This is a genomic window from Halomonas sp. I5-271120 (genome assembly GCF_030553075.1).
Lineage (GTDB): Bacteria > Pseudomonadota > Gammaproteobacteria > Pseudomonadales > Halomonadaceae > Onishia > Onishia taeanensis_A.
This window is the reverse complement of record NZ_CP130701.1, coordinates 181236-206310: the sequence shown is the minus strand read 5'-3', so window position 1 is coordinate 206310 and position 25075 is coordinate 181236. Positions and strand designations below refer to the sequence as shown.

Here is a 25075-nt window from a genome sequence, read left to right as displayed (position 1 = left end):
ATGAGCCGCCAAGGTGTCTCATCAACCCGTTTCGCCTGACGACCATAGCGAGCGTGAACCACCCGATCCCATGCCGAACTCGGAAGTGAAACCGCTTAGCGCCGATGGTAGTGTGGAGTTTCTCCATGCGAGAGTAGGTCATCGTCAGGCACTTATTTAGAGAAAACCCCGGTCCTTAACAGGCCGGGGTTTTTTCATGTCTGGGCGGTGGGTCTTGTATGGATCGCCGACTCCGGGGCTGAGATGTAACCGCCCGGTGAACCCATCTGCCGAAAGTACCTGAATTCCATCACAGTAGGTGCCCACCTATTAATAAGTGGACACCTACCATGACTGACTTAAGCGTGCCGGAAGCCCCTCGGAAGCGTCGTCGCTTCACCACCGCGTTCAAGGCAAGAATCGTTGAGGCCTGCCAGCAATCGGGTGCCTCCGTGGCCGGGGTTGCCCTGGAGCACAGCCTGAATGCCAACTTGGTCCACAAGTGGATCCGCGCCGCCCGCCAGCGGACTGCCGCGCCAGAAGCACCGGCGTTTGTGCCGGTGCCCATGGCCAGTGCCTCATTACCGGTCGCTCGCCAAAATCAGGTGACGGACCGTATTCGCCTCACGATCCCGCACCCCAACGGCCCGATGGTCATCGAGTGGCCTGCCTCGGAGGCCGACGCGTGTCGATCTCTGATCCGAGAGCTGCTCGCATGATCCGCATCGACGAGATCTGGTTGGCGACGGAGCCGTTGGATATGCGCGCCGGACCGGATACGGCACTGGCCCGGGTGGTGAAGGTCTTCGGTGCCGCCCGACCGCACTGTGCCTATCTGTTCGCCAACCGGCGCGGCAACCGTATGAAGGTGCTGGTTCACGATGGCCTGGGCATCTGGCTGTGCGCCCGGCGTCTGAACCAGGGCAAGTTCCACTGGGCCAGCCACCGGCACGGCGATCGCGTCGAGCTCTGCCCAGAGCAGGTCACGGCGCTGGTTCAGGGCCTACCCTGGCAACGTCTCGGCGCCGGTGGCGTGATCTCGGTGGTCTGACATACCGAGCCAGATAAGGCACAGAATCTCCCGGCTCGCTATTCGCTGAAGTGCCAATCCCACTCCCCACGGCAGGTTGGCATACTCAGCGAATGAACATGCCTCCCGACCTGTCTCAGCTCTCTCCCGATCAGCTCCGCCACCTGGCGGCAACGCTGATGACGCAGGTCGAGGAAAAGGATAAAGCGCTCCGCCACAGCGAGCAGGTCAATCAGAAGCTGACCTATGAACTGGCGCTGCTCAAGCGCCACGCCTTCGGCAAGCGCAGCGAGCAGCTCAACGTTCTGCAGATCAGTCTGCTGGAGGATGGGGTGGATGCCGACATCGCCGCCATCGAGACTGAGTTGGAAGACCTGGTCACGACCGATGCGTCATCGGCGCCCAAGAAGACGCCCAAGCGCGCCTCTTTGCCTCCCGAACTGCCGCGCACCGAGATTCACCATGACCCAGAGAATGATCACTGCCCGTGTGGTTGTCAGCTGCGGCGGATCGGCGAGGAGGTCAGCGAGAAGCTCGACTACACGCCGGGCGTATTCCATGTCGAGCGCCATATCCGTGGCAAGTGGGTCTGTGATCACTGCGAGACACTGACCCAGGCGCCGATGCCGGCGCAGATCATCGACAAGGGCATCCCCACCGCCGGTCTGCTGGCCCAGGTGCTGATCGCCAAGTACGCCGATCACCTCCCACTGTATCGCCAGGAGCAGATCTTCTCCCGTGCCGGCGTGGCGATTCCGCGCTCCACTCTGGCCGAGTGGGTCGGCATCTGCGGCGTGCGGCTTCAGCCGCTGATCGATGCCCTACGTAAGCTGCTGCTCAGTGAGCCGGTGCTGCATGCCGACGAGACGCCGGTGCCGATGCTGGCCCCGGGCAAGAAGAAGACACATCGCGCCTACCTTTGGGCTTACGCCACCACGCCCTACGCCGGCCTGAAGGCCGTCGTCTACGACTTCAGCGAGGGACGCAGTGGTCAGCATGCCCGCGACTTCCTCGGCGAGTGGCGGGGCAAGCTGGTCTGCGACGACTACAGCGGCTACAAGCAAAGCTTCGCCAACGGCGTCACCGAGATCGGCTGCATGGCTCATGCGCGGCGCAAGTTCGTTGATCTGCATGTAGCCGGCAAGAGCCAGATCGCCGAGCAGGCCATCGAGCTGATCGGCCAGCTCTACCAACTAGAGCGCGAGGCCCAGCCATTGACCGAGGAAGAACGCCAGCGGTTACGCGACACTCGAGCCAGACCTCTCGCCGACACGCTGCACCGCTGGATGCTGGCCCACCGAGAAAAGGTGCCGAATGGTTCGGCGACGGCGAAAGCGCTGGACTACAGCCTGAAGCGTTGGGCGGCGTTGACGCGCTATCTGGATGACGGCCGACTACCTATCGATAACAACCGGGTCGAGAACCTGATCCGCCCTTGGGCGCTGGGCCGCAGCAACTGGCTATTCGCCGGGTCACTGCGCAGTGGCCAGCGCGCCGCTACCATCATGAGCTTGATCCAGTGCGCCAAGCTCAACGGCCACGAGCCCTATGCCTACCTGAAGGACGTGCTGGAACGGCTACCGACACACAAGGCCAGCCAGATCCACGAGCTTCTGCCCCATCACTGGCAGCACAACGTCTGATCACTGACAAGCGGTGTTTGGCGAACGCTTACGCTGAGATGAAAGGGCAGTCAGCCTATTCGTGTCTCCGGTCCAAGAGTGTCTCTGGTTCAAGCCTGCCGTTGGAGGACATCGAAGCCCTCGTTCGCAGTAAATCGGTACTGTCTAGCAGGGCTTGGCTCAGGATATGGAGCGGGAAGGTTGAAAAGGGCATGGGCGGTAAGACATGGCGGCGTGCTAAGCGGCCAGTCATCCTGCCATTAGCTGGGGTAGCATGGCGGGACCCGACTTGTGAGCGGGTCTGACGACGGCTAGACTAGCGCCCCTTCACAGGAGAGGTCACATGATTCCCCAGCAGTTGCTGCTCTATTGCCGCCCGGGCTTTGAGAACGATCTCAGCGCCGAAGTTACCGACAAGGCCGCTCAGCTCGGGTGGTCAGGTTACCCCCAGGCGACGCCGAACAGCGGCTTCGTGAGCTTCATGCTTACCGGTGACGAGCCGGCCAATGCCCTGCACCGTGACTTGCCGCTGGCGTCCCTGGTGTTTGCCCGTCAGAGCCTGGTGGCTCTTCCTGCGCTTGAAGGTCTTTCTCGGGATGACCGCCTGACACCGATCATTGAGCAGGTGGTGGCCAGTGGCTGGAGCTTCGAGAGCCTTTGGCAGGAAACGCCTGACACCAATGACGGCAAGGCCTTGAGTGGATTGATCAAGGCGCTGACACGTCCCCTCGAGTCCATCCTGAAGAAACGCGGAGCCCTGCGGCGCAAGGCCGGCGGTCGGCGGCTGCATCTCTACTGGACGGCCGGTGACTCTGTGCAGCTCGGCATGAGCTTTCCGGGTAATCGCAGTGAGCGGCTGGGCGGGATCCTGCGTCTACGCTTCCCCAGAAATGCACCGAGTCGCTCGACCCTCAAGCTCGAAGAAGCCTGGCACGTCTTCGTCCCGCGTGATGAGTGGGAGATGCGCCTGGGCGAGGGCATGCAGGCCGCCGATCTGGGCGCGGCGCCCGGTGGCTGGACCTGGCAGCTGGTGCATCAGGGCATGTATGTTTATGCGATCGATAACGGTCCCATGGACAAGGGGCTGATGGCCACCGGCCAGGTCGATCACCTGCGCGAAGACGGCTTTACCTGGACGCCGCCCAATCGCCTCGACTGGTTGGTCTGCGACATCGTCGACAAGCCGATTCGCGTCGTGGAAATGGTGGAGCGGTGGTTGGTCAAGCGCTGGTGTCGCGAGGCAGTCTTCAATCTCAAGCTGCCGATGAAGCAGCGGTGGGCTGAGGTCGCGCGGTGTCTGGCTCGCTTGGATGATCAGCTCAAGCGAGCGGGCGTCGCCGCCGAGATTCGCTGTCACCACCTGTACCATGACCGTGAAGAAGTCACGGTCCATGTGCGGTTGGAGCACTAGTCAGCTCAACCACGGCCAGTCTCGGCACTGATCAGGCCAGTACGTTTAGCATCAAGGTGACGGTGAGCGGCTAACCTCAAGACTCGGGATAGCAGGTGGCTTCATTCAGGCCATGGCCCGAAAGGGCACTGTGGTCCGGACGTTATCAGCAGTGCTCGTAAAGATTGATTTCTTCATCCTCGACCAGCAGCGGCAGGACGTGCTGCATGACGCGCTCCCGCTCTGGCCCCTGTTGCCATGTCTTCCAGGCGGCCAGATCTCGCCACTGGGTAATCAGCAGGCGTCGGTCAGGGTGGTGGCGCTCGCACAGGCTCTCACCGGCAATGAAGCCGCTGGCATTGATTGAGGCTCTCATGGCGCTGCGCGCCGCTTGGTCGTACTCTTCCTCGAGCCCGGGCATGATGCGCCGCCTGATGAGTACTTTTATCATGGTGCTGCTCCATCGCCCGCAATCGTCACACGTGACTTACTCCTGAACCGCAAATAGTCCTTTACCCGCAACCCAATCGAGAAGCCGATGGCCGATTACGCTGATGACCTGCCAGATCACGATGCCGAACTGGATACCTGTGGCCTTTACTGTCCCGAGCCGATCATGTTGATGCACAACAAGGTGCGGGACATGACGCAGGGCGAGATTCTCAAGGTGGTCGCTACCGATCCAGCGACGACCCGCGATATCCCGAAGTTCTGCAGCTTTCTGGGCCACGAGCTGATCTACCAGCATGAGGGCGAAGAGACCTACCTGTATCTGATTCGCCTCGGCTGACGTCCTCGAGCAGGTGCCGCCTTATTCGTTGCTGATCATCAGGGCCAGGGCCTCGAGAGTCGCCGGGTCCTCCTGCTTGATCCGGTTGGCTATCACTCGCTGAAAGAAGTACACCACCTGATGTCGGCTGTGGCCGGGGTACAGGCAGGCGTCACCGGACACCACCGGCGTTGACTCAATGAGGTCTTCGTCGACCAGCAGGGCCTCGATTTCGCCATTGTTGTAGAGCCGCCAGCCGAAGACCTGTTTGAGCTGCCAGGGCTCATCCTCACTATCCATGCACAGGGCATGGGTGCCGAGAATGTCTGGCAGCTGCTGGATCAAGGTCGACTCGAAGGTTTCCTCGTAGTCGAAGTAGGCGGCGGCATGCTCTAGCTCGAAGACCTTGTGGTCGGGAGCACTGTGGAAGACCTCATCGGTTTCCGGGTCTCGGTAGCCGACGAAGTGACCAAACTGTGGGTCATCCAGCTGATGACAAGGCGTCAGTGCCTCCATCCAGGGCACCAGGCCGACGACTTCTCCATCCTCACGCATGCCCCAGGCAAGCAATGGCATGCCATAGAGCGTTTCCGGGTCAGAGGCCAGATGATAGAGCATTTCCAGCCCATCCAGTTCCGGGGACAACCGGACTAGCCGTTTCTTGGCGCGTTGCCGCTTTCGCATGGTGTCCAGGTCGATGACCTGAGCGGGGCGGGACATCGGAATTCCCATCACAACCCTCCTTAAGCGCGTCATCACGGCATTTGACTAGCCTAGATTCACTATTAGCACAGTCAGTGTATGAAAGTTAAGCCTTCCTTAAGGCTCTTCGTCGGTGCTGCAGCGCCGCATGAGTCGTTGCCAGTGCTGGCGATGGGCCTCCCGGGCGTTGAGAAAGCGTTGCCAGGGGGCCTCAGGATTGTCCAGTGACAGCCAGTTGTGGCGGTAGTCATCGATTGCCTCGCGGGAGACCTGCTGAACGTTGAGCAGAGTCTCCACGGCGCCGAGCCAACTGCCGGCCAGCCGCGTCAGGCCCTCGAGATAGGGGCGCAGTTCGTCATCCACTTGGGTGCGCAGCGCAGGCAAGCGTCCGGCGTCTGCCAGGGGGCAAGAGGACTCGGTGTCAGCGGCGTCGAATAATCGGTTGGCTTCCTCCAGACGCAGGGTGGCCAGCTGGAGGCTACGCAATACCTGGGCGCTCAGGGGCTCTTCACGCAGTGCCTTGAGGTGCTGCTCGAGGGTAGAGGAGTCCGGTTGCCAGTCAGGGTCCAACTGCCGGGCGGTCATGGTACGCAGGTAGGCCAGGGCCGCCAGTGCATCATCAGGACGCGTCAGCGCATCGGGCGGGAGTGGACCACTGGCCCGAGAGAAGCTACCGGTCCACTCTTCAGACCCGAATAGGGCGTTCCAACTGGCCATCGGCATCTGTTCGGCCTTGGTGCGCGCCAGGCGTTCCAGGCGCTGCCTGTCCTCTTCGTCCAGCCGCTTGGCCACCGCCGAATGACGACAGGCCTCAAGTCGCCGCCAAAGCTTGAGCTCATACAGCCAGTGCTGGCTGGGTGCCGCCACCTTGCCGAGCTGGTTGTTGCGATTGGCGACCAGTGCGGCGATCTGGCACTCGCGAAGGGCGTAGATATCGAGCATACCCTCGCGGATGTCGGGGATATCGAACAGTCGGGCGTCGTCTTCGGGAAAGGCCGCGATATTGGCGGGCGAGGCCGAGGCCGGTGGATCGACCTCCAGGGCGGCTGCCAGGCGCTGCTGATAGTCCGTGAACAGCGCATTGACCTCAGTGCCGCGTTCGCAGCCGGTGAGCGTCAGGGTGACAGCCATGATCAGTCCGAGCCGCATCAGGCGCCTGGTAGCGAGCCATGATCCTCGGTTGGGCTCACGGCTACTAGCTGGTCTGAATCGTGCGTTCTCCATTGCTCACCGCCTTGCTGATGGTATGGAGTCTGATGCCCAGTAGCACCGCCGCGACCGTCAGGCCGGCCACCAGGCCAATCCAGTAGCCATGAACGCCGAGCGGGGCCGCAAGGCCGGGCAGGGCACCAATACCGAGCATATGGCCCCCGCCCAATCCGACCAGCCAATAGGCGATCAGCGTGATGATCATGATGATCCGGGTGTCCTTGTAGCCGCGCAGCGCGCCGGCCATGTTGACCTGCAGAGAGTCGGAAATCTGATAGAGCATCGCCAGGCCGATCAGCGACAGGGCGACCTGCTGCACCTCGGTGTTATGAGTGTACAGGGCCAGCACGGGTTCTGCGGCGAACCACAGAATCAGATTGTTAAACAGCGCGATCACAAGGCTCAGGGCGATGCCGTGCCAGGCCACGAAGCGGGCCGTGGCCAGGTTGCCGGTCCCCAGGGTGTTACCGACCCGCACCGTCAATGCCATGCCCAGCGACAGCGGCAGCATGAACAGCAGCGAGGTGACGTTGAGGGCTACCTGGTGAGCCGAGACGACCACCTCGCCAAGACTGGCGATGAACAGCGCGATCAGGGTGAAGAGCGTGACCTCGACGAAAATCGATACGCCGATCGGTACGCCGACGACCAGCAGTTCACGGATTTGCTCGATGTGCGGTCTGGTGAGCGACTGCCACAGGGCGACCGAGCCATAGGCGCGGCTCTGGCGGGTATAAAGCAGCATGGCCAGCGCCATGGCCCACATCGAGATCGCCGTGGCGATGCCGCACCCGAGGGCACCCAGCGCCGGCAGTGCCTTGATGGTCGCTGGCAGTTGCTCACCGAACAGCCCGACCAGGCCTGGGCCGCCATGGATCAGCAGATAGTTGAAGGGGATGTTCACGGCGAGGCCTAAGAGGCTGATCCAGAGCGCCGGGCGAGTATGGTTCATGCCATCGGAAAAGGCCCGCAGTGCCATGAAAAGCGCCGAGCCGGGCATGCCGAAGGCCACGGCGGCCAGGTAGGCCGACGAGCGCTCGGCGACAGCAGGAGGAACACTCATCCAAGTGAAGATAGGCATCACCGCCTGATGCAGCAGCACAGCGACAATCACCCCCATTACCAGGGCGACCCACAGCGCCTGATGGACGCGGGAGCGGATCGTCACCGTGCGTTCGGCGCCGAGCAGCTGGGCGACGATCGGCGTCAGTCCCATCAGCGTGCCGGCCATGAACAGCATCAGCGGCAGCCACAGACTCGAGCCCACCGACACGGCGGCCAGGTCGGTCGCACTGAGCCGACCGGTCATGATCACATCGACGGTGCTCATGCCGGCCTGAGCGAGCTGGGCGCCACAGATCGGCAAGGCCAGGCCCATCAACAGGCGAGTCTGCTTGTACCACTGGGACAGCGGGGAGAGGGATGACGACGACAACGAAGACTCCTTTCGAACGCGGCAAGGCTGGCCCTTCCAGGGGCAGACCGGAGCCGTAGTCTAGCAAGCGGAGATGGTTTTCGCTTGGCTGCGATGCCCTTATACTCCGTCCCGTCATTTCGCTACCCGGAGATGCCGTGACCCATCGTCTCGAGGACGTCATCGCCCTGTTCGATGGCCTGTTTCACTCCACCTATCAGACCCGCCTGGTGCGGGGCGGTGACGAGCCGCTCTACCTGCCTGCGGATGCCGACTGCGATCATCATCGCGTGATCTTCGCGCGCGGGTTCTTTGCAAGCGTGCTGCACGAAGTCAGTCACTGGTGCATCGCCGGGGCGCGACGTCGCACGCTCGAGGATTACGGTTACTGGTACCTGCCCGACGGTCGGGATGCTGAACAGCAGGCATCCTTCGAGGCCGTGGAGGTCGCCCCCCAGTCCTTGGAGCTATTGTTCTCCAGAGCCTGTGGGCTGCCCTTCAATGTCAGCGTCGATAATCTGGGCGAGGTGGAGGTCGATCGGGAAGGGTTTCGCGCTCGGGTAGAAGCCCGTGCGGCTCGGGTCGAGGCCGATGGCCTGCCCGAGCGCGCCCAGGCTTTTCGTGACGCCCTGCAGGCTTTCTACCGGGAAGGGCAGCCGCTCTCGGCGGCGGTCAGTCTTGGGCGGCGTAGGCTCGCGGCGCCCTGTGCGCCCGTCCCGGCCTAGCAGTGTTGGCCTAACATTGCGGTCGGCGTGTGCTTTGCCGACTTACGCTTGCCTTAATCTTCTTCTAGGTCGATGTCGTGACTGCCGTCATGGCCGAATTCGGTGTCCTCACCGAGTACAAGCCGGCGATGCAGCATCAGCATGACTTCGACTTCCTGTTCCGGGCGCATGGGCTCCAGGCCCTGTTCGGCAAACAGCATGCCGCGCTCCCGTGACCATTCGCCAGCGTCCAGGTCCGGATAGAGCGACTCGGCGGGGGCCATCTCGACGAAGGGGTCGAGGCCGAACGTCTCGAACAGCCGCGATAGCGCCGCCTCGTCATCGCTGACGCCAGCCGTATACAGGGTGGCGTTGAAGTGATCGGTCTCGAGCTCCCGGATCACGTCCAGCGGGCTGATGCCCAGGCTTTCCAGCTCTTCCTGGCTGTAGTCGCCCAGCGCGACCATGTCATCGTCCAGCCAGTCAGTATCGGGCTGGATCAGGGTGTGCTTGATGCGCCCATCGTTCAGCGACCAGGCGATCGCCAGCGGCAAGCCGCCTTCTTCACCGGTCTCAACGGCAATGAAGCCGGGAACATCGGCCATGTCAGGAATCCTCTTCTGAAGGTGGTGTCTGCAGTCAGTATGTGTCGTTGGCGTCAGTCGGCCGTGCCGTCAGGCAAGCGGAAGAAAGCGCGCGCCGTGGCGGTTGTCGCCTCGGCCAGTGCCTGTTCGTCGAGGTCGCGCCAGTGGGCGATCTCGCGCACGATCCATGGCAAGAGGGCCGGTTCGTGTCGACGCCCCTTGAGCTTGGCCGGCAGGTTGCGCGGCAAGAGATAGGGGCAGTCGGTCTCGACCATTAGCCGGTCGAGGGGGATCTCGCTGACCAGATCGCGCAGATGATGGCCGCGGCGCTCGTCGCAAAGCCAGCCGGTGAGGCCGATGTGCAGGTCCAGGTCGCGATAGCCATACAGCGTTTCGCGCTCGCCGGTGAAGCAGTGCACCACTGCCTGGCTCACGTCATCGCGCCAGGCGTGCAGTATCTCCAGCATGCGCCGACCCGCATCGCGCTCGTGGATAAAGACGGGCAGGCCGGACTCGGCGGCAAGCCCCAGCTGTGCCTCGAAGGCGCGCTCCTGCTCGGTGGGCGTGGAGAAATTGCGGTTGAAGTCGAGCCCACACTCGCCGACGGCGACCACCTCAGGCTCTCGGTGAAGCGCTGCCATGGCGCGAGCAAGCTCCGGGTTCCAGCCGCTGGCATCATGGGGGTGCACGCCGGCGGTGGCGTAAAGCCCCGGATGTTGACGGGCCATCGCTACTGCCTGTTCGGCATGCTCGCGGTCGGTGCCGGTAAGAATCAGGGTGTCGACATGGGCGGCACGTGCGCGATGAATCACCGCCTCGAGGTCGCGACCGAAGCTCTCGTGGGTGAGGTTGGCGCCGATGTCCACCAGCGGGGCCGGGGAGCGAAAGCGCAGCGCCTCGGGCAGTACATCGTCGAAGGTGGCGGTTGGTTCGGCCAAGGTGCATTTCCTTTCGAAAAATGGCCAAGTATTGTACCCGCCCGGCAGCAGCAGGGTCACGCGCGACCGTTGTGGCCACGACGGTGGCCGCTAAGGCTCGACAAGGGCCGACGGCGAGGCATCGTCCGCGTTACACTAGGCGCACTTGCGCGTGCCTGCGTGGCGCGCCTAATGCTGAACACCAAGAGGTAAACGCGTGACCCTGCTACGTCTGGAACAGCTGCAACTGGCCTATGGCCCTCAGGTGCTGCTCAATGGGGCCGACCTGGTGCTGGAGCGCGGCGAGCGCCTGGCGCTGGTGGGCCGCAATGGTACCGGCAAGTCGACCCTGCTCAAGCTGGTGTCGGGGGAGATCCAGGCCGATGGCGGTAGCCTGTGGAGAGCCCCCGGGCTCAAGATCGGCGTGCTCGAGCAGGACTTGCCCGAGGCCTCCGGCGAGACCATCTTCGATGTCGTCGCCCAGGGGCTGCCCGAAGCCGGTTCGCTGCTCGCCGAGTATCATCATCTGATTCAGGACCCGGACCCTGACATGGCGCGCATGGAGCGCCTGCAGACCCAGCTCGAGGCCATCGACGGCTGGTCCTTCCATCAGCGTATCGACACGGTGCTGACACGACTCGGCCTGCCCGCCGACGACGCCATGGATGCACTGTCCGGCGGTTGGCGGCGGCGTGTGGCCCTGGCCAGGGCGCTGGTCGCCGAGCCTGACCTGCTGCTGCTCGACGAGCCCACCAACCATCTGGACCTGGATACCATCGGCTGGCTCGAAGACCAGCTCGCCGCCTTCAATGGCGCCGTGTTGTTCATCACCCACGACCGTACCTTTCTGTCGCGCCTTGCCACCGCCATTCTGGAACTGGATCGCGGTCGCCTGGGCCGCTATCCCGGCGACTACGCCAAGTATCAGGAACAGAAGACTCACGAGCTGGAAATCGAGGCGCGCGAGAACGCCGAATTCGACAAGAAGCTCGCCCAGGAGGAGTCCTGGATCCGGCAGGGCATCAAGGCTCGCCGGACCCGTAACGAAGGCCGCGTGCGTGCCTTGGAGCAGATGCGTCGCGAACGCGGCCAGCGCCGCGAACGCCAGGGCAATGCCAACCTGTCGGTTGACACCGGCGAGCGCAGCGGCAAGCAGGTGGTGGAGCTCAAGCATGTCAGCCAGTCCTTCGGCAGCGATTATGTGATCCGCGACCTGAGCCTCGATATTCAGCGTGGTGACCGAATCGGCCTGATCGGCCGCAACGGCGCCGGCAAAACCACCCTGCTGAAGATCCTGCTCGGCGAGCTCGAGCCCCAGGAAGGCAAGGTCAAGCTGGGCACCAAGATGCAGGTGGCTTACTTCGACCAGTTGAGGGCCGGTCTCGAACCGGAGAAGACCGTCTACGACAACGTGGCCCAGGGCAGCGACCGGGTGACCGTGGGGGGCAAGGACCGCCACGTGATCAGCTATCTGCAGGACTTCCTGTTCACTCCGGAGCGCGCCCGCCAGCCGGTCAAGGCGCTCTCCGGCGGCGAGTCGAACCGCCTACTGCTGGCCAAGCTGTTCACCCAGCCCGCCAACGTACTGGTACTCGATGAGCCGACCAACGACCTTGACGTCGAAACCCTGGAGCTCCTTGAAGAGCTGCTGCTCGACTTCGACGGCACCCTGTTGCTGGTGTCTCACGACCGGTCCTTCATGGACAACGTGGTGACCGGGGTGCTGGCCTTCGAAGGCGACGGCATCGTGCGCGAGTATGTCGGCGGCTACAGCGACTGGATACGCCAGGGCGGCAAGCTGCCGCCGGCCCCCTGGGACTTCAACGCCGCCCAGGCGGCAGGGCAGGCCAAGACGGAGTCGCCCAGCGAAGCCAAGGCGTCTCGTGGCGAGCCAGAGCCGGCCGCCATGGACGCGGCGGCGGAAAAGAAACGGGTCAAGCTTTCCTACAAGCTGCAGCGGGAGCTGGATCAACTGCCGGCGCTGATCGAGCGCCTGGAAAGTGAGGTTGCCGACTTCGAGGCCAAGACCGGGGACCCGAGTTTCTATCAGCAGGAAGCAGCGGACGTCACCGCCACTCTGGAGGCGCTCTCCGCCAAGCAGGGCGAGCTCGATGAGGCCATGGAGCGCTGGATGGAGCTCGAGGCGATGGCCGCCGGCGAGGCCTGAGCGCGCTCGTAACGACACAACGGCGGCGCCCAGATGGGCGCCGCCGTTGCTGTGACACGCGCTATTGTCATGAGGCACATGCTGTCATGAGGCAAATGATGCCATGACACCAGTGATGCCATCGTGCGGGTGAGGCATTAACCAAGCGATGGTATTGGCTTGGCGGTAGTGCTCAAGGTTGCTCTATTCCTTGCTGTCTTCATCACCAACCCGCACCGCCAGCACATCGCACTTGGCTCCGTGCAGCACGCCTGTGGACGTGGAACCCAGCAGCAGCGCAAAGCCATGACGGCCGTGCGAGCCGACTACGATCAGGTCGACGTCATGCTCCTCGGCGAAGCGATGAATCTCGGTGTCAGGCATGCCGACCACCACGTGCTGATCTTCCTTGGCGACCTGATGTGGATCGGCAATTTCGGCCAGACGCTGCTTGGCGTGCTCGTCCAACTGGTCCTGAATGCTGGTCAGATCCATCGGAATGTCACCGCCGTAGGCGAAGCCCAGCGGTTCCAGGGTATGCATGATGGATAGCTTGGCGTGGTTGCGGTCAGCAATCGGCAGCGCGCGTTCCAGCACCTTGTGGGAATCCTTGGTCAGGTCGACGGCGACCAGGATGTGACCATACTCGTTGCTCATGAGAGTCTCCCGGTAGAAAGTGAATGGGCCTGACTCAACTTTAGGCTTGCCACTAGCTCGCGACAACGATTTATATCAATCTTTTAGCATATTTTAGTAATCCTTTTTGGTCGACCGAGGTGTGCCAGGTTGGCGATCTTTCGCCCCGTTCTCCGGCGCTCCGTCGTGCGGGCTCGGTCGATCTTCTGCAGGTAGAGGTGAACATGGTTTGGTTGATCATTGTGCTGGTGATGGGGCTGATGCTCTCGCCAATGATGTGGCTCCGGCCCAGCCTCCAGCAGCAGCGCATGGGGCAGCTGCGTGAGGCGGCGAGAAAGTCAGGGATTAGGGTCAAACTGGGCGATTCGCCGTTGCATGAGGGCGGGCAGATGGCAAGCTACCGATGGGCGTATCCCGGCGAGTATCCGGGGCCACGTTTCGTGCTGGTTCGCGAGGCGGTGGCAAGCGATGCGCTCAAGCCGTTCATGGACGGCTGGCGTTGGCGCGTCGAACCGCTGCGCCCACTGCCCGGCGAGGCCAGAGCAAGGCTCGAGACAGTGCTGGCAGAGCTGCCGATGGATGCGAAGGTAGTGGAATCAAGCCGTGAGGCGCTGACGCTATGGTGGGAGGAGTCGCTCGGGGTCGATGCTTTTGAACGGCATCGGAGCAATATCCTGGACCTTCATCAGCAGCTTGCGGGGCGACCGGATGAACCGGCGCCCCGCAAGCTGGGATTTCGAGAAATGCGAGATCAGGCGCGGCGGTGACTCCCGCCGCCGCTCTGCAGGACACGTTTGCAGTTCAAGCCTAGGCCTTGACGTCGTCCCGGGTCTGGATCTTGAGGCCGTTATCCTCGATGCGAGAGAGCAGGACATCGAGTCGTTCGATGTCCTCATCGCTCAGCCCGTCGAGCATTTCTTCCCGGGCATGCTCCACCACGCTATCGATCTGCTCGAGCAGAGGCGCGGCTTCTTCCGTCAGGAAGATACGCTTGGCGCGGCGGTCATGGTCGCAGGGGCAGCGTTCGATCAGGCCTTGCTGAGCAAGCTGATCCAAGGTGCGCACCAGCGATGGAGCCTCGACGCCAATCGCCCTCGCCAGATCGCACTGCGGCTGACCATCGCCGAGCCGCCACAGGTGGTAGAGGGTGACCCAGCGGGTCTGTGTTAGTCCCAGCGGTGCTAGGCGCTGATCGATGATGGCTCGCCAGAGTCTTGGCAGGCGGGCCAGCTTGAAGCCGATATTCTTTTGCATGGTAGCCCTATGTTCGCCAGCTAATAGTTGCATTGTGCGAACTCGCCCTGGGCAATGCAACCCCACATTTGGCGAAGAAATGATCACTGGCCGGTCGAGCAGCGATCATGTCGCGTCGTTTTCCTTGGCGGGAATCAGTTGGCGCCAGTTGAGCCCGGGCAGGCCCCACGGTGTCTGGATGTCGCCATTGACAACCTGCGCATCCTTAGCATCCTCCTGCACGGTGAAGCGCACCACGCCGATCCGCTGGCCTGACGGCGTCATCACATCCACCCGCCAGGCGCCGTCGGGGTTCTCCGGGAAATTCTGCTTGTGGGTCCAGGCTCTGTATCCCTGAGCGCGTCCACCGCGAATCTCCAATGGAATGCGGTCGATCAGAATGCCATTGTGGCGCCACTCATGATAAACCGTCTCGCTCAGGCCACGCGGCGCACGGATTGCCGTGAAGACGAAGAGGCCGCGGGAGGCGACCGCCTCGCTGGTCAAGGCCATTTGGCCGCTTGGGCTGCGGCTCGAGACTTCTAACCCTGGCGACAGGGCATAACCGCTGAGCCAAAGATTGGCGGGCGGCACCCAGCCGCGACTGGCCCAACCAGCACCTGCCAATAGCAAGGCCAGGCCGATCATCGCTAGCCAGCTGCTTGCGCGTTTGGGGCGCAGCAGGTTGACCAGACTGGGCACCGTAAATACCACCATCACGGCCAGCGCGATGGCCAGGCTCTCGCCGGTGGTCAGGTACAGCATGATTGGCAGCGTGACCAATACCACCACGAACACACACAGGGCGTGGAAAGCGAAATACACCCAGCGATGGCGTTCGGCCAGGCGGAAATACAGCGGATCGAGAATCGACAGCAGAGCAAGCCCCACGAAGAGCACCGTGAAGACCGCCTGACCGCTCGACCACACGGTGGTCGCAAGCAGAAAGGGCAGGCTGAAGAACAGGGTCTCCTGGTGGATCATCTGGGCGATGAAGGTGGTCACGCCCCGTGACAGGTGGGGATAGCCGCGGTTGGAAAGCCATCGTTGAATCAGGCTTTCCGAGAGCAGCAGCAGCCATGCCAGCAGCATCGCCAGAGCAAGAGCGCCTCCCAGCCACTGCTGGCGATCGACCAGGAAGAAACTCGCGACCCCGGCACTGAAAGCGACCGGGGGCCATAGCCAGGCATAAGGTTTCAAGCGTTGGCTGAGGCTCGCGATACTTGCCTGCAGGCCTACCAGCCGTGAGCTGTTGATGTGCGATCTTTCAGCTTCGCCAGCGTTCGGAGGCGGCGCTTGCGAAGGCTCTTGTGAAGAGAGCGGCTCGGATGAGGGCTCAGTAGAAGGGCTATCTATTGAAGACCGGTCGGAGCTCATAAGGGGGTCGATTCAGTCGGGACAAGGAATGCAATCCTATCAGTCGTGACCGGTGTCAGGGAGTCGCGATCAAGCGACAGGCCCGGCTGGATGCTGCCGGCACCGTCGTTAAGGGGGATATAAGGGGTTAGGGGATAGTTCACGCGCTGTATTTCATCGGCGCCTCATCAGGGCATGGTCCCGATCAAGTCGCGTACCAGGCTCACGCTGAGCATACCCAGCCAGGCGAACAGCAGCGAGCCGCCAAGATGCAGGCCGATGCCGGTCAGCGCCAGACCCGGGCGACCGGCCTGAAGGTTAGCGAGAATTTCAGCGGTGAAGGAAGAAAATGTCGTCAAAGCACCGAACAGGCCGGTGACGAGAAACAGTCGCCATTCCGGTGAAATATGGGGGTGTTCGCTGAACAGGGCCACGAAGAGGCCGATCAGATAGCCGCCGAGCGTATTGGCGAACAGTGTGCCGAGCGGAATGGCCGGGTAATAGTGATTAAGCCATAGTCCCAGCAACCAGCGGGCGTTGGCGCCGATGGCTGCACCGCCGCTGACGGCGAGAATTGAAAGCCACATGGTGATCCTAGTGCTTTGTTTTCATGACGTTGTTTGAATAGCACTCTTTGAGTAGTGCTCTTTGAATAATGCCGTTCGAATAGCGCCAGCTTGCGCTATCCGTGCGAATGAGAGTGTTCGTGAGAGTGAGCATGCGCGTGTGGCGCCGACGCTTCAGTCTCCCTGCAGCTATCCGATTCCGGCGAATCCAGGCAGTAGTCGCGCGCCTCGAGCTGGATGGTGGCATGGCTGATACCAAAACGTTCATCCAGCAACGCCTTGATAGCCACCAGCGCCTCGTGGCGATCCATGCCGTCGACCAGGGTGGCATGCAGTGACACCATCGGCCGGGCCGGCGTCAGCGACCAGGCATGCACGTGGTGCACCTCCGAGACGGCGGCAATCTGCTGCGGGATACTGTGTTCGATCTGATCCACGTCGAGGCCATCCGGGGCGCCTTCGAGCAGGATGTGTGCAGATTCGCGGGTCAGTTTCCAAGCGCTGTGCAGAATAAGCGCGGCAATCAGCAGCGATAGCAGAGGGTCGATCGGCATCCAGCCAGTGGCGAAGATGACCGCGCCGGCGACGATGGCCGCCACCGAGCCAAGCAGGTCTCCCAGCACATGCAGAGCCGCGCCGCGGATATTGAGGTTATCGCGATCACCCAGGTGCAGGATGGCGAATACTACGATATTTACCGCCAGCCCCAGGGTCGCGATCACCATCATGGTATTGGCCTGGATATCGACCGGGTTCAGCAGTCGTCCGATGGCCTCGACGCAAATCCACACGACCAGGCCGATCAGCGTCAGGCCGTTGACGAAGGCGGCCAGTATCTGCACGCGGTGATAGCCAAAGGTGCGACGTCGGTCGGAGGGGCGTCTGCTCAAGCGGGCGGCGAACCAGGCCAGCGCCAGGGCGGCGCTGTCGGTGAGCATGTGAGCGGCATCGGCCAGCAGCGCCAGCGAGCCGGAAAGTAGCCCACCGACCACCTCGGCGATCATGAAGGCGCCGGTGAGTACCAAGGCCCACAGGAGCCTGGCTTCGCTGTCACTGTGATGCGCGTGATCGTGTGCCATGAAGCGCCTTGTGTGATGTTGGTATGCCGGCACGAGGCCGGCACGGGTCAATGTCTATCAGGCTATCACGAACCCCGTCAGTGGCGGGGTTTCATAGCTCGTGGCCGAGCATGACGCGACAGATATCGGCGAAGCTATGTGGTTCCCGGAGCAGTTGACCCAGCTCGACGCCCAGCGCGCGCCCGGCATCGGAGGCCGAGACTAGGCCGCGCAGCCGGGGCTGCTGCTGTTCGTCATGGTCGACGATCAGCAAATGCTGGTCGCCATGGGCCTGCAGTGCCTTGACTAGCGTGCCGATAGTCAGGTGCGACAGGCGCGATAGCGGCAGCGCATGCAGCGTTGAGCATGAAGACTGCACCATGCCCACGGTTACGTCGGCGCGGGCAATCTGATGAGTCTGCATGGCTTGGGTCGTCCGGCGTCCACCGAGCAGTTCCTTGGCTGTGACGATGCCCTGGCAGTGTCCATCGGCATCGGCCACCAGCAGAAGACGCACGCCGCTGGCCTGCATGATCAGACGGGCTTCTTCGGCGGGTGTCTCCGTGCCGATAGTGCGTGCTCTCACCTTGGTGAAATCGGTGAGCAGTGAGCTCGCCGGGCTATCCACCGTCAGATGCGAAAGCGACGCGGCGGGGTCGGCGATCGGCAGGTCACCGGCCAGCGACTCGAGCGACAGGGTGGGATGCGACATATCTGGCATGATGGTACTCCTCGTGTCGATTCCGGTGCGCGAGTGACCGAGCATCGGGGGCTTGAAAGTTAGCAAGCTCAGAATATCTATCTTACTGCTTCATTAAGTCCTGCTGTCAACTGAAAATGTCGACTAAAGTATCAAAGTTGAATGACTAGGCGTCACTTCTACAGACCCGCGTCATGTCTTGCTGCGGGTTCAGAATGCGACTCTCGACCCTGAGTGCTCCCAACACACTGTGAAAGAGGTTGGCATGGCCAAGAGGGGCGTCGCGGGTTGTTGCCAGGCAATCCTTGTCGAGCCCTACTGCCGCGTCAAAGGCCGCCGATGACCACCACACCATAGGTACCTGGGTCTGCTCCTTCGGGGCGATTGCGTAGGGTAGTCCATGCAGGTATAGGCCGTGTTCACCCAGCGATTCGCCATGATCCGAGAGATACAGCAGCGAAGCGGCATGATGCGACTGTTCCGCCAGGGCGCCAATCACATGATCCAGCACGCTATCAGTATAGAGGATGGCGTTGTCGTAGCTGTTGGTGATGGCCTGCTGCGAGCAGCTGTTCAGGTCGGCGCTGTCGCAGGTCGGCGTGAAGCGACGAAACGTTTCCGGATAGCGCTGATAGTAGCTGGGGCCGTGGTTGCCGAGCTGATGGAGAACGATGACGGTATCGCCTTCGAGGTTGTCGAGACGGGCGCGCAGTTCCTCATCCAGCGCCTCGTCCAGGCAGCGGCCATCCTGGCACTGCTTGGGGTGATCATCGGGTTGGATCGACTGCTGACTCACGCCATCACAGACGCCCTTGCACCCGGCCTGATTATCCAGCCATAGCACGTTAAAGCCCGCATGATCGAGCACATCCAGCAGCGACTCATGACTCTTGATATAGCGCTCGTCGTAGTCGTCCTTGCCGATAGGCGCGAACATGCAGGGCAGCGAAACGGCGGTGCTGGTGCCGCAGGTACTCACATCGGTGAAGTTGATCACACCACGCTTCGTCAACTGAGGCGTGGTCTGGCGCGCATAGCCATTCAGCCCCCAGTTGGCGGCACGGACGGTTTCCCCCACCACCAACACCATCAGCAGCGGCTTGTCGCCGGCACGCGGCAGGCGAGTGGCGTCTTCGCCGATCGGCAGGCGTTGCTCGGGCAGCGGGTCACTTGCCGCCAGCACCCGGCCGGAGGAAATCAGGGCATTGCCCGGAGTGACCAGGTAACGCAGCTCGGTATGGTTGCGCATCAGTGATGACAGGCTCTGATAGGACACCATCAGCGCCACTGCCAGCATCGCCACCCCCCCGGCCAGGTAGGCGAAGCGGCGCCCCAGCGCCCGTGGCCAGGTGCTTGCCGAGAGCCTGACTCGCCACAGCAGCGCCATCGGCAGCCCCGCGTACAGCAGCAGGTAGCCCGCGAAGCCCGGGGTAAGCAGTTCACCCGCTTCCTTGGTGTCGGTCTGCAACACGTTATCGATCATATGGGTATCGAAGTAGGTGCCGTAATGACCGGTGTAGTAGCTCACCGTGGCCGCCAGCAGGATCAAGGCCGAAAGTAGGGGTTTGGCCGTATGGCGGGTGACGAACAGCACGAAGACGATGAACTGCAGCCCCGTCAGCACTAGCCCGTAAGCGAGCAACTGCCAGGCGGTGAGGGCCGGTTCAGCGGCCATGACCTGCTGCCAGAAGGCCTGCTGGTAGAAGAGCGTGAAAACCAGGCAGACCAACAGCGTCAGGCGCTCTGGTGACAGGGTCAGCGACGGGCGCGCCAGGCTGGCCAGCCAGGTGGTGGCCATGCGAAAGCGTTCATGCATGCGAGTCTTCCTCGAGAGAGATTGAGGATGATGGGGAAGCGGCCAGGCTGACGGACGAGGGGAGTAGCCAACGGGCCAGTAACAGGCTCAGCGTCGCGCAAAGCATTAGCGTCCACAGATCGTGTGAGAGGAAATGCGCACCGCGAAGCTGTTGGGCGATGCCGAATGCAAGGCCCAGGGCCAGCGCCAGGCAGAGGCCGGCCCAGCGCCAACGGGGGCGGATGGCGTTGCAGAAGAAGTAAAGCGCGATCCAGGCATAGCCGGCACTGGCATGCCCGGCGGGGAAGCAGGCCGTGTCCGGGTAGTCGGCGGGCCGTGTCGCCAGCAGGCCGATATAGGCACGAGCGCCCCCATAGCGGCTAAGGTCCCAGGGGCAGTCCATGCTGATCAGCTGCTTGAGTATCGAGACGCCGAGGGTCGACGCTGCCACGGCCAGCACCAGATAGCCCAATGGGCGGCGCCAGTCCCGCCAGGCGGGGCGCAGCCAGCTGGCGATCAGCGCAAGGATGGCTGCTACGCCCATGCTCTGGCTGAGCATGCGTCCACCGCCATGCAGTACCTGCTCGGTAAGAAAGGCATGGTGCAGTGACCAAGCGTCGCCCTGAAGATGATAAAGCGTATCGGCGAGCTTGAAGTCCAGGCCGGCGGCCCGCCCGACGAGCATCATGGTCAGAAACAGGACCCAGCCGACCAGCAGCCAGCTGAGCCAGCCTGAGGCCGGGCGTCCGCTCTCCCGCCGCAGGGCCGCTTGTGGGCAAGCGTCGGCAACCGAAGAGCGGGTGCCGGTAGTGGCGCCGGAAGACGAGGCTTGCCGGCGAGAGGAGAGTCGTGAAGGCGGCATGGCGAGACGGGTCTGGAAGAATGTCTCACCAGTGTGGTGCCGTTGGCTTAAGCGTTGCTTAAGTCAAGCCAGTCAAAGGGTCATGAACGGCGTAGCCTGCCCGTCAGTGAATTGATAGACCTCATAGGGTGCGAGCTGCTGTCCGGGCATACCCGGAGTGCCCTGGGGCATGCCGGCCAGTCCGATGCCGTCGATCTCAGGGCGCTGCTCAAAGAGCATCTCCAGGGCGGCGACGGGCACATGCCCCTCGATGACATAGCCATCCATCATGACGGTATGGCAGGACCCCTGGCCGTAGGGGATGCCGGCCGCCTCCTTTATCTGTCCCATGGGCTGGCTGTCGATCACTTCGACGTCGATGCCGCTGGACTCGAGATGACGGGCATAGGTCTCGCAGCAACCGCAGGACGGGTTCTTGTAGAGGCGGGCGCTGTCCGGCAGCGCGGCGTGGGCTGTGCTGGCGCCGAGCAACAGGCCGCCGGCCAGACACAGTGCCGTGACTTGATTTTGCATGGTGAGATGACCTCTCGAGAGTGCTGTTGGGCAACGCTGGCTTGAGCGCCAGCGTGCGCTTCGATCACAAGATGTAGGATCAGATGTTTGTTCGGCGCAGTCGCAGGGCATTGCCCACCACCGACACCGAGCTCAATGACATGGCCGCGGCGGCGAAGATCGGCGACAGCAACAGGCCAAAGGCGGGGTACAGCACCCCGGCGGCAATAGGCACACCGAGGCTATTGTAGGCGAAGGCAAAGAACAGGTTCTGCTTGATATTGCGCATGGTGGCGCGACTCAGCTTGCGTGCGCGCACGATGCCCATCAGATCGCCCTTGATCAGGGTGACGCCGGCACTTTCCATGGCGACATCGGTGCCGGTGCCCATGGCGATGCCCACCTGGGCCTGGGCGAGCGCCGGGGCGTCGTTGATGCCGTCGCCGGCCATGGCGACGAAGCGCCCCTCGGCCTGTAGTGCCTTGACCTTCTCGGCCTTCTGCTCCGGCAATACCCCGGCGATGATCTCGTCGATCCCTAATTCCTTCGCTACGGCCTCCGCCGTGGTCTGGCTGTCACCGGTGAGCATGACGATGCGGATGCCTTCCTCATGCAGGGCGCGGATAGCTTCAGCCGTAGTGTCCTTGATCGGATCGGCGACAGTGACGAGCCCCGCAGCTTTACCATCCACCGCCACGAACATCGCCGTCTTGCCCTCGGCCCGTAGGGATTCGGCACGCTCCGCGAGCGCCGAGGCTTCGATATCCAGGCTTTCCATCAGGACGCGATTGCCCAGCGCCACCTGCTGTTTGCCGACCCGGCCGGTGACGCCTTTACCGGTGACGGACGCGAAGTCGGTATAGCGCTCTAGGGTTACCTCGCGCGTCTCGGCGCCCTGGACGATGGCAGCGGCGAGCGGATGCTCGCTGCCACGCTCCAGCGTTGCCGCCAGGCCCAGCACCTGCGCTTCCGAGAAGCCTTCGGCGGCCACCACGTCCTGCAACCTGGGGTGCCCCTCGGTGAGGGTGCCGGTCTTGTCGACAACCAAGGTGTCGACATCGCGCAGCGTTTGGATCGCCTCGGCGTTCTTGAACAGCACGCCCATCGACGCGCCCTTGCCACTGGCGACCATGATCGACATCGGGGTGGCCAGGCCCAGCGCACAGGGGCAGGCGATGATCAGCACCGCCACGGCGTTGATCAGCGCGTAGGCCATCGCCGGCTCGGGCCCGAACAGGCTCCAGATGATGAAGGTAGTGACGGATGCAAGCACCACTGCCGGCACGAAGTAGGCGGCCACCACGTCCACCAGGTTCTGGATCGGGGCGCGGCTTCGGCTGGCTTCGGCGACCATCTGCACGATCTGGGCGAGAAGGGTGTCGCTGCCCACCCGCTGCGCCTCGATGATCAGCGCGCCGGTGCCGTTGATGGTGGCGCCGATGACCTTATCGTGGGTCTTCTTCTCGACGGGAATCGGTTCCCCGGTGATCATTGATTCGTCCAGCGAAGAGTTGCCCTCGATGACGACGCCGTCCACCGGTACCTTCTCACCGGGATGGACCCGCAGACGGTCGCCGATTTGCACCTGCTCCAGCGCTACATCCTCTTCGCTGCCGTCGTCGCTGATCCGGCGGGCGGTCTTGGGCGCCATCCCCAGCAGCGCCTTGATCGCGGAGTTGGTCTGGCTTCGCGCCCGCAGCTCCATGACCTGGCCGAGCAACACCAGGGTGACGATCATCGCGGCGGCTTCGAAGTAGACGCTGACCTGGCCGGCCTCGTCGCGGAAGGAAAGCGGGAAGATGTGCGGAAACACCGCGGCGATCAGGCTATACAGGTAGGCGACGCCCGTGCCCAGCGCGATCAGGGTGAACATGTTGGGGCTTGTGTTGATCACCGAGCGATAGCCGCGCACGAAGAAGGGCCAGCCGCTCCACAGCACCACCGGCGTGGCCAGTGTCAGCTCCAGCCACACCCGGATGCCGTGAGGCACCAGAGCCCCCATGTCGACGCCGGGCACCATCCCGCCCATGGCCAGCAGGAACAGCGGCACGGTGAGCGCGACGCCAACCCAGAAGCGGCGGGTCATGTCGATGAGCTCGGGGTTCTCCTCGGCATCGGCGCTCACTTGCCGCGGCTCGAGTGCCATGCCGCACTTGGGACACTCGCCGGATTCGTCACGGACGATCTCCGGGTGCATGGGGCAGATCCACTCGGTTTTCTGCGACGCAGCCGCCGGCGCCATCGGCTCGAGTGCCATGCCGCACTTGGGGCAGTCACCGGGGGCGTTTCTGATGATTTCCGGGTGCATGGGGCAAGTGTATTGGGCGCCGGTCTGCTGGCCGTTCGTCCTTGTGTTTGTCGTTTTGCGCTCCTGAGTCGGCGCAGCATCTGGCGAAGTGTGTTCGTGACCATGATCGTGCTGATGTTGCTTCATCACATCCTCTCCATCATTTCCCTGCCGAGGCGTGGACCTGCTGGTCGTGCCGCGCCGGACTTCAGGAATAAAGCCGCCTGGAAGACAAAGGCTGTACGTTGATCATGCATATATCGACAGCTTAAGACCCTTGTGTAACCCAATGGTCAAGCCGAGGGGTGACACAAGGTTCGGGGCATCCCCCAATTGTGATCGACGTCATGCAGTTCATTTCTCCAGGGCACCCGCCACAGCCCGGGCGACACGGCTGAATCAGGGCCGGATGGGGGAGAGTCGTTTAGTGGCGTCACAGACACGTCAGTGCGGCATTTACCGGTTACAAGTCATAGCCGACTCCGGCGGCGCTTGGTGAGGCACTGGCTCGCTACTTCAGGTTTAGCTTACGGCGCAGGGCTGCGCGATAGCGCGCTGGAGTCGCTTTCCAAGCGAGAGGAAGTAGGGTGATGGTGCCGAGTGCGAGCACGGTGAGGCCCGCGAGGCGCAGATCGTTGGAGGCGAGCTCGTCGCCGAAATGCGCCAGCAGGAAGCTCGCTGGCATGACGCCTAGCAGTGTGGCGATGGCAAAGCGCCAGGCCTTGAGAGGCGAGAGGCCGGCCGCGTAGCTGACGACGTCGAAAGACAGGAACGGCATCAGCCGGGTCACGAAAACGACGGCCATCAGGGCGTTCTGGGAGGCGATGAAACGATAGAGTAGACCGCTGGAGGGCCGCATGCCCAACCAGGCCCTCAGCGCGTCATGCCCTAGCAGGCGGGAAATGGCGAAGGCGATAAGCGCACCGGCCTCGGAGCCGATGGCCACGTAAAGCGTGCCCCAGACATGACCAAAGGCCGCGCCGGCAGCGAGCGCGATCGGGGCACTGGGGATCGGGCTCATGACGATGGCGATCATCATTAGGCCAACGACCAGTGCTGGACCGAATGGGCCAAGCCGTATCACTGCCTGTTCGAGGGTGTCGCCGGCCAGCAAGGCATCCAGCATGCCGGTTCGCCACAGCACCAGAGCGGTGGCGAGAAAAACGGTAAGTACCGCCATGCCCAACATGATGCGTCGCCATGAAGCACGGGAAAGGCGTTTCGGGGCGCCAGTATCGATCTTGTGCGGGCTAACCATGTCTCCCTTTCTCTGACCTAGAGCGCATCGCAGGGTCAGGACCGAGAGATCCTGATTTTTCGCATATTTTATGAGGGCTCAGCGCGAACCATTATGACGTTAGGGCTGGATAAGAGCCACATCTTCACGCCGGTGACGACGCCAGTATCCCCGGTGGCATCCCACGAGGCGCGAGCCAAGTCAGCCATGTCGGCATAAGATTTCCCAGTAATCGCCGACATAGGGGGCGAACTATCGGGTGGCTTCATATCGCAACCGCAGCCCTGTGCGAACCGGATTGAGGCCCTCTCTGGCGCCGTTCTCCAGTTCCATACACATGTCGAGCAATTAGGTCATCAAGGTACAGGATAAAATGGTCGCCTTCTT

General features: G+C 62.7%; 25 protein-coding genes and 1 rRNA gene. 9 read left to right on the top strand and 17 right to left on the bottom strand.

What is annotated here, in order from left to right; translation table 11 throughout:
* Nucleotides 1–34 precede the first annotated feature (34 nt).
* From rrf to rlmM, 5 genes are all read left to right on the top strand, one after another.
* Nucleotides 35–150: ribosomal RNA gene (gene rrf / locus Q2K57_RS00950) — 5S ribosomal RNA — on the top strand.
* A gap of 179 nt (nt 151–329) precedes the next feature.
* Nucleotides 330–698, top strand: coding sequence for a transposase (locus Q2K57_RS00945; protein ID WP_304525929.1), 369 nt, complete (start codon nt 330–332; stop codon nt 696–698).
* A complete protein-coding gene (tnpB, locus tag Q2K57_RS00940; RefSeq protein ID WP_304524918.1) occupies nt 695–1030 on the top strand; it encodes an IS66 family insertion sequence element accessory protein TnpB in 336 nt (111 codons plus the stop codon). Before Q2K57_RS00945 ends, tnpB begins: the two co-directional genes overlap by 4 nt.
* A gap of 92 nt (nt 1031–1122) precedes the next feature.
* Nucleotides 1123–2652: an IS66 family transposase gene (locus Q2K57_RS00935; RefSeq protein WP_304525928.1), complete on the top strand. Its 1530-nt coding sequence runs from the start codon at nt 1123–1125 to the stop codon at nt 2650–2652.
* Nucleotides 2653–2974: 322 nt separating this feature from the next.
* Nucleotides 2975–4042 (top strand): 23S rRNA (cytidine(2498)-2'-O)-methyltransferase RlmM, encoded by a 1068-nt coding sequence (rlmM, locus tag Q2K57_RS00930; RefSeq protein WP_112054972.1) that lies wholly within the window; start codon nt 2975–2977, stop codon nt 4040–4042.
* A 145-nt stretch (nt 4043–4187) separates the two neighbouring features.
* Here rlmM and Q2K57_RS00925 read toward each other — a convergent pair whose 3' ends face one another.
* Nucleotides 4188–4472: an antibiotic biosynthesis monooxygenase gene (locus Q2K57_RS00925; RefSeq protein WP_112054971.1), complete on the bottom strand. Its 285-nt coding sequence runs from the start codon at nt 4470–4472 to the stop codon at nt 4188–4190.
* A gap of 87 nt (nt 4473–4559) precedes the next feature.
* Between Q2K57_RS00925 and tusA the strand changes: the two genes are divergently transcribed.
* Nucleotides 4560–4811, top strand: a complete 252-nt coding sequence (gene tusA, locus Q2K57_RS00920; RefSeq protein WP_112054970.1) for a sulfurtransferase TusA — start codon at nt 4560–4562, stop codon at nt 4809–4811.
* A 21-nt stretch (nt 4812–4832) separates the two neighbouring features.
* Here the strand turns inward: tusA and Q2K57_RS00915 are convergent, their stop codons facing one another.
* The 3 genes from Q2K57_RS00915 to Q2K57_RS00905 all read right to left on the bottom strand — a co-directional run bounded on the left by Q2K57_RS00915 (nt 4833) and on the right by Q2K57_RS00905 (nt 8079).
* Entirely contained in the window at nt 4833–5522 is a 690-nt protein-coding gene (locus Q2K57_RS00915; RefSeq protein ID WP_112054969.1) for a hypothetical protein, read from the bottom strand.
* Nucleotides 5523–5609: 87 nt separating this feature from the next.
* Nucleotides 5610–6623, bottom strand: coding sequence for a DUF3080 domain-containing protein (locus Q2K57_RS00910; protein WP_258396231.1), 1014 nt, complete (start codon nt 6621–6623; stop codon nt 5610–5612).
* Between the two features lie 64 nt (nt 6624–6687).
* Nucleotides 6688–8079, bottom strand: a complete 1392-nt coding sequence (locus tag Q2K57_RS00905; RefSeq protein WP_112054989.1) for an MATE family efflux transporter — start codon at nt 8077–8079, stop codon at nt 6688–6690.
* Between the two features lie 194 nt (nt 8080–8273).
* On the opposite strand from Q2K57_RS00905, the gene Q2K57_RS00900 reads away from it, so the two are divergent.
* Nucleotides 8274–8840 carry an elongation factor P hydroxylase gene (locus Q2K57_RS00900; protein ID WP_112054967.1) on the top strand — a complete coding sequence of 189 codons (567 nt, stop codon included), beginning with the start codon at nt 8274–8276 and terminating at the stop codon, nt 8838–8840.
* Nucleotides 8841–8893: 53 nt separating this feature from the next.
* On the opposite strand, the gene Q2K57_RS00895 is transcribed toward Q2K57_RS00900, so the two are convergent.
* Nucleotides 8894–9424 (bottom strand): hypothetical protein, encoded by a 531-nt coding sequence (locus tag Q2K57_RS00895; protein ID WP_112054966.1) that lies wholly within the window; start codon nt 9422–9424, stop codon nt 8894–8896.
* Between the two features lie 53 nt (nt 9425–9477).
* A complete protein-coding gene (locus Q2K57_RS00890; RefSeq protein ID WP_112054965.1) occupies nt 9478–10341 on the bottom strand; it encodes a TatD family hydrolase in 864 nt (287 codons plus the stop codon).
* Between the two features lie 196 nt (nt 10342–10537).
* Here Q2K57_RS00890 and Q2K57_RS00885 point away from each other — a divergent pair, with 196 nt between their 5' ends.
* On the top strand, nt 10538–12487 hold the full coding sequence (locus tag Q2K57_RS00885; protein WP_304525927.1) for an ATP-binding cassette domain-containing protein: 1950 nt from the start codon (nt 10538–10540) through the stop codon (nt 12485–12487).
* Nucleotides 12488–12670: 183 nt separating this feature from the next.
* On the opposite strand, the gene Q2K57_RS00880 is transcribed toward Q2K57_RS00885, so the two are convergent.
* On the bottom strand, nt 12671–13123 hold the full coding sequence (locus tag Q2K57_RS00880; protein WP_112054963.1) for a universal stress protein: 453 nt from the start codon (nt 13121–13123) through the stop codon (nt 12671–12673).
* A gap of 203 nt (nt 13124–13326) precedes the next feature.
* Between Q2K57_RS00880 and Q2K57_RS00875 the strand changes: the two genes are divergently transcribed.
* Entirely contained in the window at nt 13327–13869 is a 543-nt protein-coding gene (locus tag Q2K57_RS00875) for a preprotein translocase subunit YajC (protein ID WP_112054962.1), read from the top strand.
* Between the two features lie 40 nt (nt 13870–13909).
* Here the strand turns inward: Q2K57_RS00875 and slyA are convergent, their stop codons facing one another.
* The 10 genes from slyA to Q2K57_RS00825 all read right to left on the bottom strand — a co-directional run bounded on the left by slyA (nt 13910) and on the right by Q2K57_RS00825 (nt 24709).
* Nucleotides 13910–14356 (bottom strand): transcriptional regulator SlyA, encoded by a 447-nt coding sequence (gene slyA, locus Q2K57_RS00870; RefSeq protein ID WP_112054961.1) that lies wholly within the window; start codon nt 14354–14356, stop codon nt 13910–13912.
* Nucleotides 14357–14461: 105 nt separating this feature from the next.
* On the bottom strand, nt 14462–15535 hold the full coding sequence (locus tag Q2K57_RS00865; RefSeq protein ID WP_369700283.1) for a DUF5924 family protein: 1074 nt from the start codon (nt 15533–15535) through the stop codon (nt 14462–14464).
* 344 nt (nt 15536–15879) lie between these two features.
* Nucleotides 15880–16278, bottom strand: a complete 399-nt coding sequence (gene crcB, locus Q2K57_RS00860) for a fluoride efflux transporter CrcB (RefSeq protein ID WP_112054959.1) — start codon at nt 16276–16278, stop codon at nt 15880–15882.
* A gap of 95 nt (nt 16279–16373) precedes the next feature.
* On the bottom strand, nt 16374–17336 hold the full coding sequence (locus Q2K57_RS00855; protein WP_112054958.1) for a cation diffusion facilitator family transporter: 963 nt from the start codon (nt 17334–17336) through the stop codon (nt 16374–16376).
* Between the two features lie 91 nt (nt 17337–17427).
* A complete protein-coding gene (locus Q2K57_RS00850; protein WP_181463069.1) occupies nt 17428–18036 on the bottom strand; it encodes a CBS domain-containing protein in 609 nt (202 codons plus the stop codon).
* Nucleotides 18037–18181: 145 nt separating this feature from the next.
* Nucleotides 18182–19831, bottom strand: coding sequence for a phosphoethanolamine transferase (locus tag Q2K57_RS00845; protein ID WP_112054956.1), 1650 nt, complete (start codon nt 19829–19831; stop codon nt 18182–18184).
* Nucleotides 19824–20672, bottom strand: a complete 849-nt coding sequence (locus Q2K57_RS00840) for a phosphatase PAP2 family protein (RefSeq protein ID WP_112054955.1) — start codon at nt 20670–20672, stop codon at nt 19824–19826. Before Q2K57_RS00840 ends, Q2K57_RS00845 begins: the two co-directional genes overlap by 8 nt.
* Before the next feature lie 72 nt (nt 20673–20744).
* Complete coding sequence (locus tag Q2K57_RS00835; RefSeq protein ID WP_304525926.1) at nt 20745–21185, bottom strand: DUF411 domain-containing protein; 441 nt, start codon at nt 21183–21185, stop codon at nt 20745–20747.
* A gap of 79 nt (nt 21186–21264) precedes the next feature.
* Nucleotides 21265–23598, bottom strand: a complete 2334-nt coding sequence (locus Q2K57_RS00830; protein ID WP_304525925.1) for a copper-translocating P-type ATPase — start codon at nt 23596–23598, stop codon at nt 21265–21267.
* A gap of 364 nt (nt 23599–23962) precedes the next feature.
* Nucleotides 23963–24709: a TVP38/TMEM64 family protein gene (locus Q2K57_RS00825; RefSeq protein WP_304525924.1), complete on the bottom strand. Its 747-nt coding sequence runs from the start codon at nt 24707–24709 to the stop codon at nt 23963–23965.
* Between the last annotated feature and the right edge of the window lie 366 nt (nt 24710–25075).

What these genes read in the sequence shown, in the direction of transcription:
- Q2K57_RS00945 (WP_304525929.1), top strand. Translation starts at nt 330, where the DNA reads ATGACTGACTTAAGCGTGCCGGAAGCCCCTCGGAAGCGTCGTCGCTTC.
- tnpB (WP_304524918.1), top strand. Translation starts at nt 695, where the DNA reads ATGATCCGCATCGACGAGATCTGGTTGGCGACGGAGCCGTTGGATATG.
- Q2K57_RS00935 (WP_304525928.1), top strand. Translation starts at nt 1,123, where the DNA reads ATGAACATGCCTCCCGACCTGTCTCAGCTCTCTCCCGATCAGCTCCGC.
- rlmM (WP_112054972.1), top strand. Translation starts at nt 2,975, where the DNA reads ATGATTCCCCAGCAGTTGCTGCTCTATTGCCGCCCGGGCTTTGAGAAC.
- Q2K57_RS00925 (WP_112054971.1), bottom strand. Translation starts at nt 4,472, where the DNA reads ATGATAAAAGTACTCATCAGGCGGCGCATCATGCCCGGGCTCGAGGAA.
- tusA (WP_112054970.1), top strand. Translation starts at nt 4,560, where the DNA reads ATGGCCGATTACGCTGATGACCTGCCAGATCACGATGCCGAACTGGAT.
- Q2K57_RS00915 (WP_112054969.1), bottom strand. Translation starts at nt 5,522, where the DNA reads ATGGGAATTCCGATGTCCCGCCCCGCTCAGGTCATCGACCTGGACACC.
- Q2K57_RS00910 (WP_258396231.1), bottom strand. Translation starts at nt 6,623, where the DNA reads ATGGCTGTCACCCTGACGCTCACCGGCTGCGAACGCGGCACTGAGGTC.
- Q2K57_RS00905 (WP_112054989.1), bottom strand. Translation starts at nt 8,079, where the DNA reads ATGGGCCTGGCCTTGCCGATCTGTGGCGCCCAGCTCGCTCAGGCCGGC.
- Q2K57_RS00895 (WP_112054966.1), bottom strand. Translation starts at nt 9,424, where the DNA reads ATGGCCGATGTTCCCGGCTTCATTGCCGTTGAGACCGGTGAAGAAGGC.
- Q2K57_RS00880 (WP_112054963.1), bottom strand. Translation starts at nt 13,123, where the DNA reads ATGAGCAACGAGTATGGTCACATCCTGGTCGCCGTCGACCTGACCAAG.
- Q2K57_RS00875 (WP_112054962.1), top strand. Translation starts at nt 13,327, where the DNA reads ATGGTTTGGTTGATCATTGTGCTGGTGATGGGGCTGATGCTCTCGCCA.
- slyA (WP_112054961.1), bottom strand. Translation starts at nt 14,356, where the DNA reads ATGCAAAAGAATATCGGCTTCAAGCTGGCCCGCCTGCCAAGACTCTGG.
- crcB (WP_112054959.1), bottom strand. Translation starts at nt 16,278, where the DNA reads ATGTGGCTTTCAATTCTCGCCGTCAGCGGCGGTGCAGCCATCGGCGCC.
- Q2K57_RS00855 (WP_112054958.1), bottom strand. Translation starts at nt 17,336, where the DNA reads ATGGCACACGATCACGCGCATCACAGTGACAGCGAAGCCAGGCTCCTG.
- Q2K57_RS00850 (WP_181463069.1), bottom strand. Translation starts at nt 18,036, where the DNA reads ATGCCAGATATGTCGCATCCCACCCTGTCGCTCGAGTCGCTGGCCGGT.
- Q2K57_RS00845 (WP_112054956.1), bottom strand. Translation starts at nt 19,831, where the DNA reads ATGCATGAACGCTTTCGCATGGCCACCACCTGGCTGGCCAGCCTGGCG.
- Q2K57_RS00840 (WP_112054955.1), bottom strand. Translation starts at nt 20,672, where the DNA reads ATGCCGCCTTCACGACTCTCCTCTCGCCGGCAAGCCTCGTCTTCCGGC.
- Q2K57_RS00835 (WP_304525926.1), bottom strand. Translation starts at nt 21,185, where the DNA reads ATGCAAAATCAAGTCACGGCACTGTGTCTGGCCGGCGGCCTGTTGCTC.
- Q2K57_RS00830 (WP_304525925.1), bottom strand. Translation starts at nt 23,598, where the DNA reads ATGAAGCAACATCAGCACGATCATGGTCACGAACACACTTCGCCAGAT.
- Q2K57_RS00825 (WP_304525924.1), bottom strand. Translation starts at nt 24,709, where the DNA reads ATGGTTAGCCCGCACAAGATCGATACTGGCGCCCCGAAACGCCTTTCC.